Source organism: Anaerotruncus sp. 80, from assembly GCF_009936115.1.
Classification (GTDB): domain Bacteria; phylum Bacillota; class Clostridia; order Peptostreptococcales; family Anaerovoracaceae; genus Senimuribacter; species Senimuribacter intestinalis.
Genome location: NZ_QWES01000003.1, coordinates 12,803 through 26,458 on the forward strand (window position 1 = coordinate 12,803; position 13,656 = coordinate 26,458).

The 13,656-nt window shown below is 46.4% G+C and carries 12 protein-coding genes; 10 read left to right on the forward strand and 2 right to left on the reverse strand.

The features are described from left to right. Positions 1 to 6 precede the first annotated feature (6 nt). From D1155_RS02345 to brnQ, 3 genes are all read left to right on the forward strand, one after another. Complete coding sequence (locus D1155_RS02345) at positions 7 to 765, forward strand: threonine/serine exporter family protein (RefSeq protein ID WP_160200817.1); 759 nt, start codon at positions 7 to 9, stop codon at positions 763 to 765. Then, positions 765 to 1,205: a threonine/serine exporter family protein gene (locus D1155_RS02350; protein ID WP_160200818.1), complete on the forward strand. Its 441-nt coding sequence runs from the start codon at positions 765 to 767 to the stop codon at positions 1,203 to 1,205. Before D1155_RS02345 ends, D1155_RS02350 begins: the two co-directional genes overlap by 1 nt. Positions 1,206 to 1,395: 190 nt before the next feature. Beyond that, positions 1,396 to 2,661, forward strand: a complete 1,266-nt coding sequence (gene brnQ / locus D1155_RS02355; protein WP_160200819.1) for a branched-chain amino acid transport system II carrier protein — start codon at positions 1,396 to 1,398, stop codon at positions 2,659 to 2,661. Here brnQ and D1155_RS02360 read toward each other — a convergent pair. Then, the gene (locus tag D1155_RS02360) at positions 2,658 to 3,359 is read right to left on the reverse strand and encodes a helix-turn-helix transcriptional regulator (RefSeq protein ID WP_160200820.1); all 702 of its coding nucleotides are present in this window, start codon (positions 3,357 to 3,359) and stop codon (positions 2,658 to 2,660) included. The two genes, brnQ and D1155_RS02360, sit on opposite strands and share 4 nt — an antisense overlap. A 158-nt stretch (positions 3,360 to 3,517) precedes the next feature. Between D1155_RS02360 and D1155_RS02365 the strand changes: the two genes are divergently transcribed. From D1155_RS02365 to D1155_RS02380, 4 genes are all read left to right on the forward strand, one after another. Next, positions 3,518 to 4,012: a shikimate kinase gene (locus D1155_RS02365; RefSeq protein ID WP_160200821.1), complete on the forward strand. Its 495-nt coding sequence runs from the start codon at positions 3,518 to 3,520 to the stop codon at positions 4,010 to 4,012. 159 nt (positions 4,013 to 4,171) lie between these two features. Next, positions 4,172 to 5,149, forward strand: coding sequence for a choloylglycine hydrolase (bsh, locus tag D1155_RS02370; RefSeq protein WP_160200822.1), 978 nt, complete (start codon positions 4,172 to 4,174; stop codon positions 5,147 to 5,149). A gap of 307 nt (positions 5,150 to 5,456) precedes the next feature. After that, the gene (locus D1155_RS02375; RefSeq protein WP_160200823.1) at positions 5,457 to 7,244 is read left to right on the forward strand and encodes an ABC transporter ATP-binding protein; all 1,788 of its coding nucleotides are present in this window, start codon (positions 5,457 to 5,459) and stop codon (positions 7,242 to 7,244) included. Further along, positions 7,237 to 9,159 carry an ABC transporter ATP-binding protein gene (locus D1155_RS02380; RefSeq protein ID WP_160200824.1) on the forward strand — a complete coding sequence of 641 codons (1,923 nt, stop codon included), beginning with the start codon at positions 7,237 to 7,239 and terminating at the stop codon, positions 9,157 to 9,159. The genes D1155_RS02375 and D1155_RS02380 overlap by 8 nt, the downstream gene beginning before the upstream one ends. Positions 9,160 to 9,222: 63 nt before the next feature. Here D1155_RS02380 and D1155_RS02385 read toward each other — a convergent pair whose 3' ends face one another. Beyond that, positions 9,223 to 9,600, reverse strand: a complete 378-nt coding sequence (locus D1155_RS02385) for a desulfoferrodoxin family protein (protein WP_160200825.1) — start codon at positions 9,598 to 9,600, stop codon at positions 9,223 to 9,225. A 198-nt stretch (positions 9,601 to 9,798) separates the two neighbouring features. Between D1155_RS02385 and D1155_RS02390 the strand changes: the two genes are divergently transcribed. From D1155_RS02390 to D1155_RS02400, 3 genes are all read left to right on the forward strand, one after another. After that, a complete protein-coding gene (locus tag D1155_RS02390; protein ID WP_160200826.1) occupies positions 9,799 to 11,385 on the forward strand; it encodes an ABC-F family ATP-binding cassette domain-containing protein in 1,587 nt (528 codons plus the stop codon). A 26-nt stretch (positions 11,386 to 11,411) separates the two neighbouring features. Continuing rightward, positions 11,412 to 12,203, forward strand: a complete 792-nt coding sequence (locus tag D1155_RS02395; protein ID WP_160200827.1) for a zinc dependent phospholipase C family protein — start codon at positions 11,412 to 11,414, stop codon at positions 12,201 to 12,203. A gap of 190 nt (positions 12,204 to 12,393) precedes the next feature. Beyond that, positions 12,394 to 13,503, forward strand: a complete 1,110-nt coding sequence (locus D1155_RS02400; protein ID WP_160200828.1) for an aldo/keto reductase — start codon at positions 12,394 to 12,396, stop codon at positions 13,501 to 13,503. The last annotated feature ends 153 nt before the right edge of the window (positions 13,504 to 13,656 follow it).

Consider the following 13,656-nt stretch of genomic DNA (forward strand, 5'->3'; position numbering starts at 1 on the left):
GAAAAAATGCGATATCTACAGAAAGTGTTATATCTGACTGCAGGGGTCGGGGAACAACTTCTGCGATGCGGTGCGGAGATTGCCCGTGTAGAAGAGACCATGGAGAGAATTGCAAAGCACTATGGAACGACAAAACAGCAGGTATTTATCATATCTAACGGTGTGTTTGTCAATTTGGAAATGGGAACAGAAGAGCGGGAGACCAGCCTGGAGCCGATTATGAGCACCAGTGTAGATCTAAACAAACTTTGCGAACTGAATAATCTGTCGCGAAAAATAGAGCAGATGGATTTAGAGATTGATGCCGCAATAGAAGAATTTGAGGTAATTAGACAGGGGCGGAAATATAATAAGTGGCTGCACGTTCTCTGCTCTGGTATCGGTGCGGCAGCGTTTTGCTATTTTCTCGGAGGAGGAACGTTAGACTGCATGGCAGCTTGTCTGATGGGGATTCTCGTTTGGGGCTTTTTTCTGGCACTGGAACCCCTGCATCTTTCCAATGTGCTTCTGCACATTGCTGCAAGCTTTATAGCGGCGGGAGGCTGCGTGCTGATGATGAGAATGGGCATGGTGGAAAATCTTGATAAAGCCATTGTCGGGGCGATTATACCGCTGCTTCCCAGTGTGGCTTTTGTTAATGGCGTGCGGGATTTAGTGGATCAGAACTATATCTCCGGCGGGGTCAGAATGGTAGACGCAATTTTACTGTTTACCTGCATTACCACAGGAGTATTTTTAGCATTGCAGCTGGGAGGTCGTGTCTGATGATAGAATTTGTATTGCAGGGCATTGCTGCCTGTATCGGAACAGCGGCTTTTGCGGTGCTGTTTAAAGTGCCGGGCAGACAGTGCGGCGTATGCGGCCTTGTGGGACTTGCGGGCTGGATTATTTATACCCTTTGTATTCCTTTTATGTCCATTGCGCTGGCGTCATTTCTTGCAGCGTCAGTCATTGCGCTATTGGCGAGAATCCTTGCCGTATTTTGCAAGGTGCCTGCCAACGTGATTATGATTCCTGGGATATTTCCCATTATTCCAGGGATTAGCATCTATAACATGATCTATAATCTGTTTATCGGAAATACGGTGCAGGGGCTGTCTGGCGGTTTTGCAGTGCTGAAAATCATCGGCGCTATGGTGCTGGGCATGGTTGCGGTGTTCTCTCTGCCGAGAAGTATGTTCCGCAGACATAAAAAGGTTTCTTAAAAAGAACCTTTTTCGTGAATTTTCTCGTTTTCACAGTGAATTCTGTAAAGTTCTATGAATGGAGAGAAAAAGTTTCTTGACAAGATACATAGATGGAAAAAGTTTCCTTTAAGGAAACGTCCCTATGTTTGTCATCGGCAGATTTCAGATGATAAAATAGCCTCATGAATTTTAGTTGTGAGGTGTAAAGATGAACAAAATTAAAACAGCTGATTCCCTGACCATTGGCTTTGCACTCTTTGCAATGTTCTTTGGAGCAGGGAATCTTATTTTTCCTCCATTTTTAGGCTGGGAGTCCGGCGGATCCTGGCTGATTGGATTTTTATGCTTTATTTTTATTGATATCGGTATGAGCTTGTTTGCCATGATTGCTATTGCAGGAAGCGGAGAGGGTGCAGAAGGGCTTACGGGAAAGCTTGGAAATAAAATTTCTACTGTGGTTCTTGCGCTTAACTGTCTGTGCATTGGACCTTTTGTAGCGGTTCCTAGGACGGCGGCAATTACCTATGAGGTCGGTGTAGTACCGAACCTGGGAGCAATAAACTCCTGGTTATTTACTGGGATTTTCTTTGCAGTCGCATTTCTTCTCAGCGCAAAACAGAGCAAGGTTGTAGATCTTGTAGGGAAATTTATGGCGCCTGTGATGTTTGTTGCACTTTTAGTAATGATTGGAAAAGGAATTGTAACACCTCTTGGGGAAATCGGACCTTCTGCCCAGACGGGGAGTGTTGTGAGAAACGGACTGCTGTCCGGCTATCAGACTATGGATATGATGGCCGCATATATTTTCTCTGTAGCGATTTTGATGACCATTCGTCAGAAAGGATATAGCCAGCAGAAGGAACACTCTGCGCTGATTCTAAGGGGTGGTCTTATTGCAACGGTATTGCTAGTCGTGGTGTATGGTGGGCTTGCCTATATAGGCGCAACTATGTCGGTTTCTGTAAAGGAACAACTGAGTCAGGCACAACTTCTGATTTTGCTGACAGAACAGCTTCTGGGAAAACCAGGCATGCTTCTTCTGGGGGTAATTGTCGCTTTTGCCTGTCTGACGACGGCAGTCGGACTTTTGACTTCTATTGCTTCCTTCTTTGCAGAAAAAACAGGTGTAAAGTATGAAGTGCTGGTAGCTGTATTTACGCTGGTTTCCTGGGTCATTTCCAACTTTGGAACTTCAACGATTATTTCCATGGCAGCGCCGGTGCTGGATTTGATTTATCCGGTGTTGATTGTGCTGGTGGTATTTGGATTTTTGGGAAGGTGGATTCGGTCAGAAACGACCTACCGCTTTGCAGCATTTGGCGCCTTTGCAGCATCGGTACTTTTGCAGATTGGAAATATCTTCGACATCGATATCTTTGCAAATTTGCTGCCGCTGTCCGGTCTGGGCTTTGGCTGGATTATCCCGGCAGGGATTTTTACAGTGCTGGGCGTGCTGAAAACGAAGAAAATTTAGCGCCTTTGCAGCGATACGATACCGGTGTTTCGAATGCGTCTGATTTCCATCTGGTCGAAGGCGAGGGCGTCAAGGAGCAGCTGGTTTTCTGTCAGCGGTTTTTCCGAAATGACTGCCTTGCAGGTGACGGGAACCAGATTGGCAAAGGATAGACCGGTGAGAAGACCGATATTAAAGAGCAGGTTATCCAGATTAGAGCGATAGCAGATGGAAACCTGCTCAATATTATTTTTTTGATTGATTAAATGCAGATGCGTAAAGATGTCCTTTTTGGTGATAAAACCGTAGTAGAAACCTTGGCATTTTTCGGGTGTCTGAAAAGAGGGAACGCCGTAGAACATGGAAGCTTCCTGATGATGCAGATTCGAATTTTGATTGCCGCTATAAATTTCTACAAGACTTCTGTGGAGTGTGCCGCTGCGTCCGGCAAGGTTGTACAGATAAAACTGAGATACGACGTTTTTTTCAGATGGGAAGTCTTCTTCATCTGCAATTGTTAAAAGTGCGTGCATTGGTATTTGCAGAAGCTGGCATATTTCGTGCAGGGTTTCAAGATCCAGTGCAATAGCAGCATGCTCATATTTAGAAATGGTTGACTTTGTTTTATGCAGTGCATCTGCAAATTCTTGCTGACTGAAGCCCTTGGCTTTTCTGAACATGCGGATTCTGTTTCCAACTTCTTTGCTGTACTGGTTCATCAATTCTGTGCCTCCTATTTTCCTCCTTATATTGTACATCAGGTTAGGGTGGTTTGCCAATGATTCTTTTTGCAGAGATTCAAGCCTGACTTTGCTATCTGAACCGATTTATGGTAGAATAAAAAACTAAGTGAAAATGATAGGAGTTTAAACGAAACATGCAGAATATTATTTTAGTGGGAATGCCCTCCTGCGGGAAGAGCACGGTGGGTGTTGTTCTTGCAAAAACTTTAAATAAAGGTTTTGTGGACACGGATCTTTTAATTCAGCAACGGGAGAAGCGAACCTTGCAGGAGATTATTGACAGTCGAGGCAATGGGTATTTTCATCGGGTAGAAGAATCTGTGCTGCTAGATTTCAAGGGAGCGGATTATGTCGTTGCCACAGGCGGTAGTGCTATTTATTTTGACAAGGCGATGAATTGCTTCAAGGAAAACGGCATCGTTGTGTATCTGCAGGTGACGCTGGACACGGTGCTTGAGCGGCTGTCTAATATTAAAACCCGCGGCGTGACTTTGGAAAAGGGACAGACTCTGGCGGATCTTTACCAGCAGCGAGTGCCGCTTTATGAAAAATATGCGGATGTAACGATTTGCTGTGATGAATGTACGGTAGAAGACGTAGTAGAAAAAATTGCCGCAGCGCTGAACTGATGGAAATCTGTGCATGAAATTAGGAAGTGTGGCATAAATTGAGAAGAATGGGAAAAGATATTTTTACAGGAATAACCGAAAGGAAGGTTTTGTTATAGGAACGTTTTGATACACTTTGCCGCATAGCGGCATCTTGTTAAGATTGGGGTAAGGAATTTTATGTGTACAGCGATTACGTACAAGACGAAGGACTTTTATTTTGGGAGGACACTGGATTATGAGTTCTCTTATGGGGACGAGGTTACCATAACACCGCGAAACTATCCGTTTCGCTTTCGGAACATGGAGACGATGGAAAACCACCATGCGATGATTGGGATGGCGTATGTGCCGGAGGATGAGCCGCTTTACTATGAGGCCGTCAATGAAGCGGGGCTTGGTATGGCAGGACTGAACTTTGTGGGCAACGCGGTGTATCAGAAAGAAGTGAAACAGGGGAAGTGCAATCTTGCCCAATTTGAACTGATTCCGTGGCTTCTGGGACAATGCGTTTCAGTAAAGGAGGCACGGAAGCTGCTTGCGCGCGTGAATCTTTTGGATACTCCCTACAGCGACAGTCTTCCGCCGGCGCAACTGCACTGGATGATTGCCGACAAGCAGGAAGCTATCACGCTAGAATCTACCGCGGAGGGATTGTTTATCTATGATAATCCGGTGGGCGTACTGACCAACAATCCGCCTTTTGGGGAGCAGATGTTTCAGCTGAATAACTATATGAGCCTGTCGACCTGCGCGCCGCAGAATCATTTTTGTGATAAGCTGCCGCTTTTTGCTTACAGCCGGGGCATGGGCGCTTTAGGGCTTCCGGGAGATTTATCCTCTCAGTCGCGCTTTGTGCGGGCTTCTTTTGTAAAAATGAACTCGGTCAGTGATGATTCGGAAGAAGAAAGCGTCAGTCAGTTTTTTCATATTCTAGGCGCAGTAGATCAGCAGCGTGGCTGCTGTGATTTAGGAGACGGCAAGTACGAGGTGACCCTCTTTACGGCTTGCTGCAATGCGGATCGAGGAATTTACTATTATACTACCTACGATAATCATCAGATTTCGGCAGTGGATATGCGAAGAGAAAATCTGGAGGCATCGGAACTGATCCGGTATCAGCCGGTTCGGGGTCAGCAGATTTACAGGCAGAACTAAATATTTTGCGTTTGCTAACAAGCCGCTCCCTTGGGCGCGGCTTGCTGCTTTCGCTTTACGGCAGCAGGTTCACAACTGGGTCTACAGCCGGGTTCACAAAGTAGGCAGTCTGTCAGTGCAGAAATTCCAAAAAATCTTCTAAAATATGCACAGCCTGATCTATGTCCGGTGGAGTAGTGGAGCAGCGAAAACGGTAAAGGCAATCAAACTCGCTAGCATTTTTACGTGCGGGTTTTTCTTTTGCTTGACGAAAGAACAAATGTTCATTATAATGATAAGGTATAACAATGAAAGAAGGAGTGATCCCTTGATTTTTGGACGTCATATCAATCCATATTATTTTCGGTACGCACCGATGCTTTTCTTCGGCATGGCCGCACTGCTTTTGGTAGACTGCCTGCAGCTGGCGATTCCTAATTTATATCAGATGGTAATAAATGGTATGAATCAGGGCTTTGTCGAGGTCGACGGAACGACAGTATCTTTTGATATGGACTTTTTACTGGATAGAATCTGCATGCCGATGACAGGGATTATTCTTGCCATCGTTTTCGGCCGTTTTTTGTGGCGGGTGATGTTTTTCGGAGCGGCAGTCCGTGTGGAAGCAGGGCTCCGGGAGGATATGTTTGACAACTGCCGACGGCTAAGCCTGGCGTATTACCAGCACAATAAAGTCGGCAATTTGATGAGTTTATTTACCAATGATTTGGATACAGTACAGGAGTGTTTCGGCTGGGGCATTATGATGTTTTTGGACACGCTTTTTCTCGGCGTTTTGGCAATCGCCAAGATGTGGAAGATGGACGCGGTGCTGACGCTGCTTTCTCTGATTCCTATGGCGCTTCTGCTTGCCAGCGCTACGGTTGTAGGCCGTTATATGATGGTGAAATGGGACATCAGACAGGAGGCTTTTTCCAAGCTTTCAGATTTCTCGCAGGAAAGCTTTTCGGGCATTGCTGTCATCAAAGCCTTTGTAAAGGAAGCAAGGGAACTGCTGGCGTTTCAGAATTTGAATGTAGAGAACGAAAACGCCAATATCGATCATACGAAGGCCTCGGTACTTCTGCGCATCCTGGTTACCATGTTTGTGGAAAGTGTGATTTGCATCATCCTGGGATATGGTGGTTATCTTGTCTACCGGGGCGTCTTTAACGCAGGGGAACTGGTAGAGTTTATCGGATATTTTAATGCTGTAGTATGGCCGATTATGGCGGTTTCCGAACTGATCGACATGACCTCTCGGGGCAAGGCTTCTCTGAACCGAATCGGAGAACTTCTGGATGCGGAGCCGACCGTAACGGATCGCCCCGGTGCGTCTGTCCTGGAGGATGTCAGAGGCGAAATTCGTTTTGAGAGTCTCTGTTTTCACTATCCTGGCGAAAAGCGGGAAGCTCTGTCTGATATTACCTGCACGATTAAAGCTGGGGAGCAGGTGGGCATTGTAGGAAAGACTGGCGCGGGAAAAACGACTTTCGTCGATCTGCTGCTACGAACCTATAACGTGAATGACGGCATGATTTTTCTGGATGGAAAGGAAATCAACGACCTGACGATTGCTTCCGTGCGGGAGGCGTTTGCCTATGTGCCGCAGGATAATTTTCTCTTTTCGGATACGATTGCGCGAAATATCGCCTTTGGAATGGATGGAGACGTGTCAGGGATGGATCGCATACAGACCGCGGCGAGAATGGCGGACATTGATGAGGATGTCTGCGGCTTTACCGCTGGCTACGATACGGTGCTGGGCGAAAGAGGCGTGACGGTGTCCGGAGGGCAGAAACAGAGAATTTCAATCGCGCGCGCTTTGATGAAGGATGCGCCGATATTGATTTTGGATGATTCGGTTTCAGCGGTGGACACCAAGACGGAAAGAATGATTTTGCAGAATTTGCGTTCGGTGCGGAAGGGAAAAACGACGCTTCTAATCGCGCACCGTATTTCCACCATCGAGCAGATGGACCGTATTTTGTTCTTGGAAAACGGGCGCCTGGTGGCGGAAGGAATCCATGCGCAGCTTTATGACAGCTGCCTGCCGTACCGCAAGATGGTGGAGCTACAGAAACTGGAAGAGAGAGGAGATGAGGCGAATGCGTAGCTATCTCCCGATTCTGATTGTGGGTGCAATCATCGGTGTCTTTACGCTGATTTTTGTACTGACCTATCTGGTAGAAAAAAATAAAAAAGAAGTGCCGGATTTGGACCGCCATATGAAAGATGGAGAACTGATCAAAAGGCTGATGACCTATGCCAGACCTTACCGGAAAGAATTTTTGAAGGTACTTATACTTTTGTTATTTTCGATTGCGTATGATTTGACTTCACCTCTTTTAATTGGCTATATCGAAGAGACGGTAAAGGGTTCGTTCGCCCTGTCTTATCTTTGGACGATGGTGGGATTTTACGCAGGAATTTTGATTGTCAGTATGATCTGTACCTACGGACAGTCCATGATTTTACAGCGCACGGGGCAGAAAATTCTTTCTGCGCTGCGAGAGGATGTTTTCATCCATATAGAGGGGCTTTCTCATGGACAGCTTTCGGCGATTCCTGTAGGTAAGCTGGTTACCAGGGTGACCAATGACACCAATGCAATTTCCTATATGTTTACCAATATTTTAGTGACGCTGATTAAAAACATGGTAGTCATCTTCGGCGTGCTGTTTGCCATGCTACTGCTCAACTACGAGCTGACCCTGATGGTGTTGTGCTTTGTGCCTTTTGTGGTGCTGTTTACAGTACTCTTTCGGCATTTTTCCCGTAAAGTGCACCGCAGGGTTAATAACGCGACGACGGATGTGAATACCTACCTTTCAGAAAATCTGTCCGGCATGAAGATTACGCAGGTATTCAATCAGGAAGAACGCAAGATGGAGGAATTTCGGGCAAAAAGCCAGACGTTACGGAAGGCAAAAAAGGACAGAATTTTCGTTTTCGGGATTTTTCGTCCGATGGTATACATGCTTTATGTATCTTCGGTGATGTGCCTGTTTTATCTGGGTGGCAGGGGCTACATTGATGATCTTCAGCTGTTTGGACAGACGGTGACCAGCGGCGTAGTTGTCACATTCTATATGTATATTTCACGTTTTTTTAATCCAATTCAGACTTTGGCGGAGCAGTTTGATATGCTGCAGCGATCCTTTGCCGCCGCGGAGAAAATTTTCACTATCATGGACATGGCGCCGGAAATTGTGGACGTGGAAGAAGAGGAGCAGCTGATTGAGCTAGAGACTCTGCGCGGCGAGATCGAATTTCGTGATGTTTGGTTTTGCTACAATCCTGGTCAGTGGGTGCTGAAAGGTGTGTCCTTTCATGTGTATCCGGGTCAGACCGCAGCCTTTGTTGGCGCGACAGGCTCCGGCAAGTCGACCATCCTGTCTCTGATTTGTAGGAATTACGATATTCAGGAAGGGCAGATTCTGATTGATGGAATCGAAATCAGAAAAATCAAGATTGCTTCGCTGCGCCGCCACTTCGGGCAGATGCTGCAGGATGTATTCCTGTTTTCCGGCACGGTGCGCAGTAACCTGACGCTACGGGGTGATTTTACCGATGAAGAGGTCTGGCAGGCGTGCCGCTATGTCAACGCGGACAGTTTTATCAGTAAGCTGGAGCATGGTTTGGATCAGGAGGTCAGGGAAAGGGGGAATAACTTTTCCGCTGGGCAGCGGCAGCTTTTGTCCTTTGCCAGAACGGTGCTGCACCGACCTTCTGTGATGATTCTCGATGAAGCAACGGCCAATATTGACACGGAAACGGAACTTCTGATTCAGGATTCTCTAGAGAGGATGCGAAATATTGGCACCATGCTCATTGTAGCACATCGTCTTTCTACGATACAGCATGCGGATCACATCATTTTGCTTTCTCATGGCGAAATTGCAGAAGAGGGCAACCATCAACAGCTGCTTGCAAAGCAGGGGAGATATTACCAACTGTATATGTTGCAGTATAGCCGCAGACAGATGGCGGATGGAGAAACTTACGCGTCGGGGCAGGAAGAGTGCTGAAGCAACATAGAAAAAGCCGGACAGGCAATTAGGTTTGCTGGTCCGACTTTTTGCATATTTTCTTTAGATTTCCGCTTTCCAAAATCCGTGGAGATTACAGTATTCATAGGCTGCGATTGCTTTTTCGCCTTCACAGAGAACAAACTGCGCAGTGGGTTTTCCGGTTTTATCCAGATATTTTCTCTGTACGCCCTGATTTGTCTCCAAGATGATGAAGGCGATGTGATGCTCTTCCATCATCGGATGTTCGGTGCTGCTGACACAGACAGTAACTTTATTTCCGTCGATAGTAACAACGGGCACATGTTTTTCCTGCGCTGCGTCTGTAGTGTTTGGATTCATCAGCTGCATCGCTTCACCGCAGCAGGCGGGTTTTACACCTTTGTCTTCCACCATTTCTACAATATTACCGCAATGGGCGCATTTAAATAATTTTACCATGCAAATTTCCTCCTGATTGATTTGTATTTATTAATATACCCCCTGGGCACGGAATTTAATCATAGCTAGAGAATTGCAGCACTGCGCGAGTTTGTGTGTAGGGAACAGGTGCAGCGGCAGCGGTTGGTTTTGCTATATTTTTAAATATATGTTATAATATCAGTTCAAGACAAAAAATATCATAAAGGAGCAGGAATTGTGATTGATGTAGTAAATGTAAGTTTAAACTTCAGCGGGCAGCCGCTGTTTAAAGATGTAGATTTGAAATTCACGCCGGGCAACTGCTACGGCATTATCGGCGCCAACGGCGCAGGAAAGTCCACATTCCTTCGGATTTTGTGCGGAGATTTGGAACCGACTACAGGGCATGTTTCCGTCAAGCCGGGCATTCGGATGTCGGTTTTGAAGCAGGACCACTTCGCTTATGACGCGTATACGGTACTGGATACTGTTATCATGGGCAATGCCAGACTTTACGAGGTTATGCAGGAGAAAGACGCCATCTATATGAAGGAAGATTTCAGTGATGAGGACGGCATCAAGGCGGCGGAACTTGAGGCAGAGTTTGCGGAGATGGACGGCTGGGAGGCAGAGTCCGATGTGAGCAGGCTGCTGCAGGGACTGGGACTTTCCAACGATATTCTCTATAGCCAGATGAGCGCCCTTTCCGGTAAGGAAAAAGTGAAGGTGCTGCTGGCCCAGGCCCTCTTTGGCAATCCAGGTATTATCCTTTTGGACGAGCCGACCAACCATCTGGATGTAAAAGCCATCAACTGGCTGGAAGATTTCCTCATGGATTATGATGGCACGGTCATCGTAGTTTCCCACGATCGTCACTTCCTCAACACAGTTTGCACAAACATTGTGGACGTAGATTATGGTAAAATTAAGATGTATGTGGGTAACTACGAGTTCTGGTATGAGTCCAGCCAGCTGGTACAGAAGATGGTGAAGGATCAGAACCGCAGAAACGAAGAAAAGATTAAGGAACTGCAGGCGTTTATCCAGCGATTTTCTGCCAACAAATCCAAATCTAAGCAGGCGACCAGCCGTCGTAAGCTGCTCGATAAACTGACGGTAGAAGAGATGCCGGCGTCCTCAAGACGGTATCCGTTCGTAGGCTTTAACATGGATAGAGAGCCGGGCAAGGATATTCTTATTGTAGAAGGGATTTCCAAGACTATCGACGGGGTTAAAGTGCTGGACAACATTTCCTTCCGCGTGAATAAAGGGGATAAAATCGCTTTCGTTGGAGAAAATGAAATTGCAAATACGACTCTATTTAAAATCATCATGGGTGAAATGGAGCCAGATGAGGGTTCCTACAAATGGGGCGTTACCATCACTAACTCCTATTTCCCGATGGACAATTCGGAATTTTTTAACGGTTGTAGCTTGAATCTGGTGGAGTGGCTCAGCCAGTACACCAGCGAGACTACAGAGACCTTTATGCGAAGCTTTTTGGGCAGGATGCTTTTCTCAGGGGACGATGTCTATAAGGAAGTACAGGTTCTTTCCGGAGGTGAAAAGGTGCGCTGTATGCTTTCACGCATGATGCTGTTTGGCTCTAACGTGCTGGCTTTGGATCAGCCGACCAACCATTTGGATTTGGAATCTATCACGGCGGTCAATGACGGTCTGAAAAATTTCAAAGGGAATGTGCTCTTTGCATCCCATGACCATGAATTTATTCAGACCATTGCCAATAGAATTATGGAAATTCGCAAGGACGGCACGCTGGTTGACAGACTGTGCACCTACGATGAATATATAGAAGAAAACTAAGGTTTCAGATTGGGGGATCAGAGATTATGCCGGGATTTTATGCGCATCACCGCTTTGGGAAAGAAGTTCTCATCTGTTTGAGGGAGGATTTGCGGGAAGTTGCAGAGAAATACAGGGTACAGTTTGATATTGGGCTGCAGGGACCGGATCTGTTTTTCTTCTATAAGCCTTACAGGAAGAACAGAGTTGTAACCTATGGACATCAGCTTCATAAACGGTCTGTGCTGCCGTTCTTTGAACACGGCCTTTCTGTTGTGGAGAGAAGGGGTGTAGACAGCAGAGAATATGCCTACTTGCTGGGTTTTATCTGTCATTTTATGCTGGATAGTCAATGTCATAGCTATGTCAACTCCATGGTCCTTGAGACAGGCGTTGAGCATCTTGAAATTGAAGAGGAATTTGAAAAATTTCTGCTTCGAGAGGACGGTAAAAAGCCGGCAGCATTTTCGGCGGCTGAACTGGTGCCGCGCGATGGCGAAACTGCCGCATCCATAGCGCCTTTTTATGATGGTATTAGCGAGAAAATTGTGGCGGATTCGCTGGCAGATTTGCAGAAAGTAAAGAGACTGCTCACGGCGCCGGGGATTTTGAAGCAGGGCATCATCAATGGCGCAATGAAGATTTCGGGCCATTACGGGCAGTTGAAAGGTCTGATGAACCAGAGGAAGGATAATCCGGCTTGTGAGGAGACAAATCGGCAACTTCGGGAACTCTTTGAAGAGGCAGTACCTCTGACTGCTGCTATGATAGAAAGTTACGACGCAAGTTTGCGGACGGGAGAAAGACTTGCGAAGCGGTTTGACAGGAATTTTGAATAAGGTATGAGGTAGAAGGTTTCGGCTAAAATAAAAGTTAGATGCATTTTAGCCGAATTTTTGTGCCTGTGATAATCTCCATACGTTTTGATTATGAATTGACATACTGCATAAGTATTAGACATGACTGGCGAGGTGTGTTATACTGAGAACAGTTAAGTTTGAACTGGAATGAAACCGACAGGAGGTTGTTATGGAATATCGTGTAAACCGCCGGACAGGCGATAGAGTAAGTGAGATTGGAATGGGCGCGCATCTGACCCCTGCGACAGAAAAAGAGGGCGTGGAGACCCTGCAGATGGCTTATGAAGCAGGTATTAACTTTTATGACTTCGCGGCGGCAGAAAGCGCTTGTTTTGACTATTATGACAAGGCTTTCGGTGATGCCAGAAAGAATGTATTCTATCAGATTCACTTTGGCACGGAGTTCAGCACCGGTGTTTATGGGAAAAATTTAGCGCTGGATTCTGTGAAGAAAAATATCGACTGGCAGCTTTCTAAGCTGAACACAGATTATATTGACTACGGTTTTATTCACTGTTTGGATACGGAAGAGGAGTGGAACAAATACCTCGATAACGGCGTTCTGGCATACATAGAAGCATTGAAGCAGCAGGGCGTGGTGCGTCATATCGGTATGTCTTCCCATACGCCTTCTGTAGCGGCGCTGGGACTTGATACGGGTCTTGTGGATATGCTCATGTTCAGCATCAATGCGGGCTATGACTACTGTCACGGCGAGTATGCGGTCGGCGCCTCTGATGAGCGAATGGAACTTTATAAACGCTGCGAGAAAGAGGATGTCGGGATTTCGGTGATGAAAGTATTCTCTGCTGGGCAGCTGCTTTCGGAAAAAACTTCTCCTTTTGGCAAGGCGATGACGGAAATTCAATGCTTGCAGTACGCGCTGGATAAGCCTGGCGTGCTGACAGTGCTTCCGGGTATCATGAATAAGGCGGAGCTTCAGCGGATTTTGAGTTTCTATGATGCTTCGCCATCGGAAAAAGACTATTCTATGATTTCGTCTTTAACGCCGGCTGAGGTGAAAGGTGTATGCGTGTATTGCAACCATTGTCAGCCGTGTCCGGCGGGACTTGATGTAGGTCTGATTAACAAGTATTACGATCTGGCAAAAGTTGGCGATAGCCTGGCAGTCGATCATTATGCAAATCTGGAAAAGAAAGCCGAACAGTGTACCGCTTGCGGCCACTGCGACAAAAGCTGTCCTTTCGGCGTAGGTCAGAGTGAACGCATGAAAGAAATTGCTGCGTACTTTGGTGATAGCTTAGCTGTTGGCGACTAACGGCAGATTAATACACGGCAAACGTCAGGAATCTACGTAGCGTAGGTTGCTGTCGAAAGGTAGGCATGAAAGTGGATATCTGGCTGGATTGTTGCACACTGCAATCAGCACGGACTGTTTAATATATGCGTGTAGAGATATTGTTCTCTACAC

Excerpts from the sequence above, each read along its gene's own strand:
- brnQ (WP_160200819.1), top strand. The coding sequence starts at position 1,396 with ATGAACAAAATTAAAACAGCTGATTCCCTGACCATTGGCTTTGCACTC.
- D1155_RS02400 (WP_160200828.1), top strand. The coding sequence starts at position 12,394 with ATGGAATATCGTGTAAACCGCCGGACAGGCGATAGAGTAAGTGAGATT.
- D1155_RS02380 (WP_160200824.1), top strand. The coding sequence starts at position 7,237 with ATGCGTAGCTATCTCCCGATTCTGATTGTGGGTGCAATCATCGGTGTC.
- D1155_RS02360 (WP_160200820.1), bottom strand. The coding sequence starts at position 3,359 with ATGAACCAGTACAGCAAAGAAGTTGGAAACAGAATCCGCATGTTCAGA.
- D1155_RS02350 (WP_160200818.1), top strand. The coding sequence starts at position 765 with ATGATAGAATTTGTATTGCAGGGCATTGCTGCCTGTATCGGAACAGCG.
- D1155_RS02365 (WP_160200821.1), top strand. The coding sequence starts at position 3,518 with ATGCAGAATATTATTTTAGTGGGAATGCCCTCCTGCGGGAAGAGCACG.
- bsh (WP_160200822.1), top strand. The coding sequence starts at position 4,172 with ATGTGTACAGCGATTACGTACAAGACGAAGGACTTTTATTTTGGGAGG.
- D1155_RS02395 (WP_160200827.1), top strand. The coding sequence starts at position 11,412 with ATGCCGGGATTTTATGCGCATCACCGCTTTGGGAAAGAAGTTCTCATC.
- D1155_RS02385 (WP_160200825.1), bottom strand. The coding sequence starts at position 9,600 with ATGGTAAAATTATTTAAATGCGCCCATTGCGGTAATATTGTAGAAATG.
- D1155_RS02345 (WP_160200817.1), top strand. The coding sequence starts at position 7 with ATGCGATATCTACAGAAAGTGTTATATCTGACTGCAGGGGTCGGGGAA.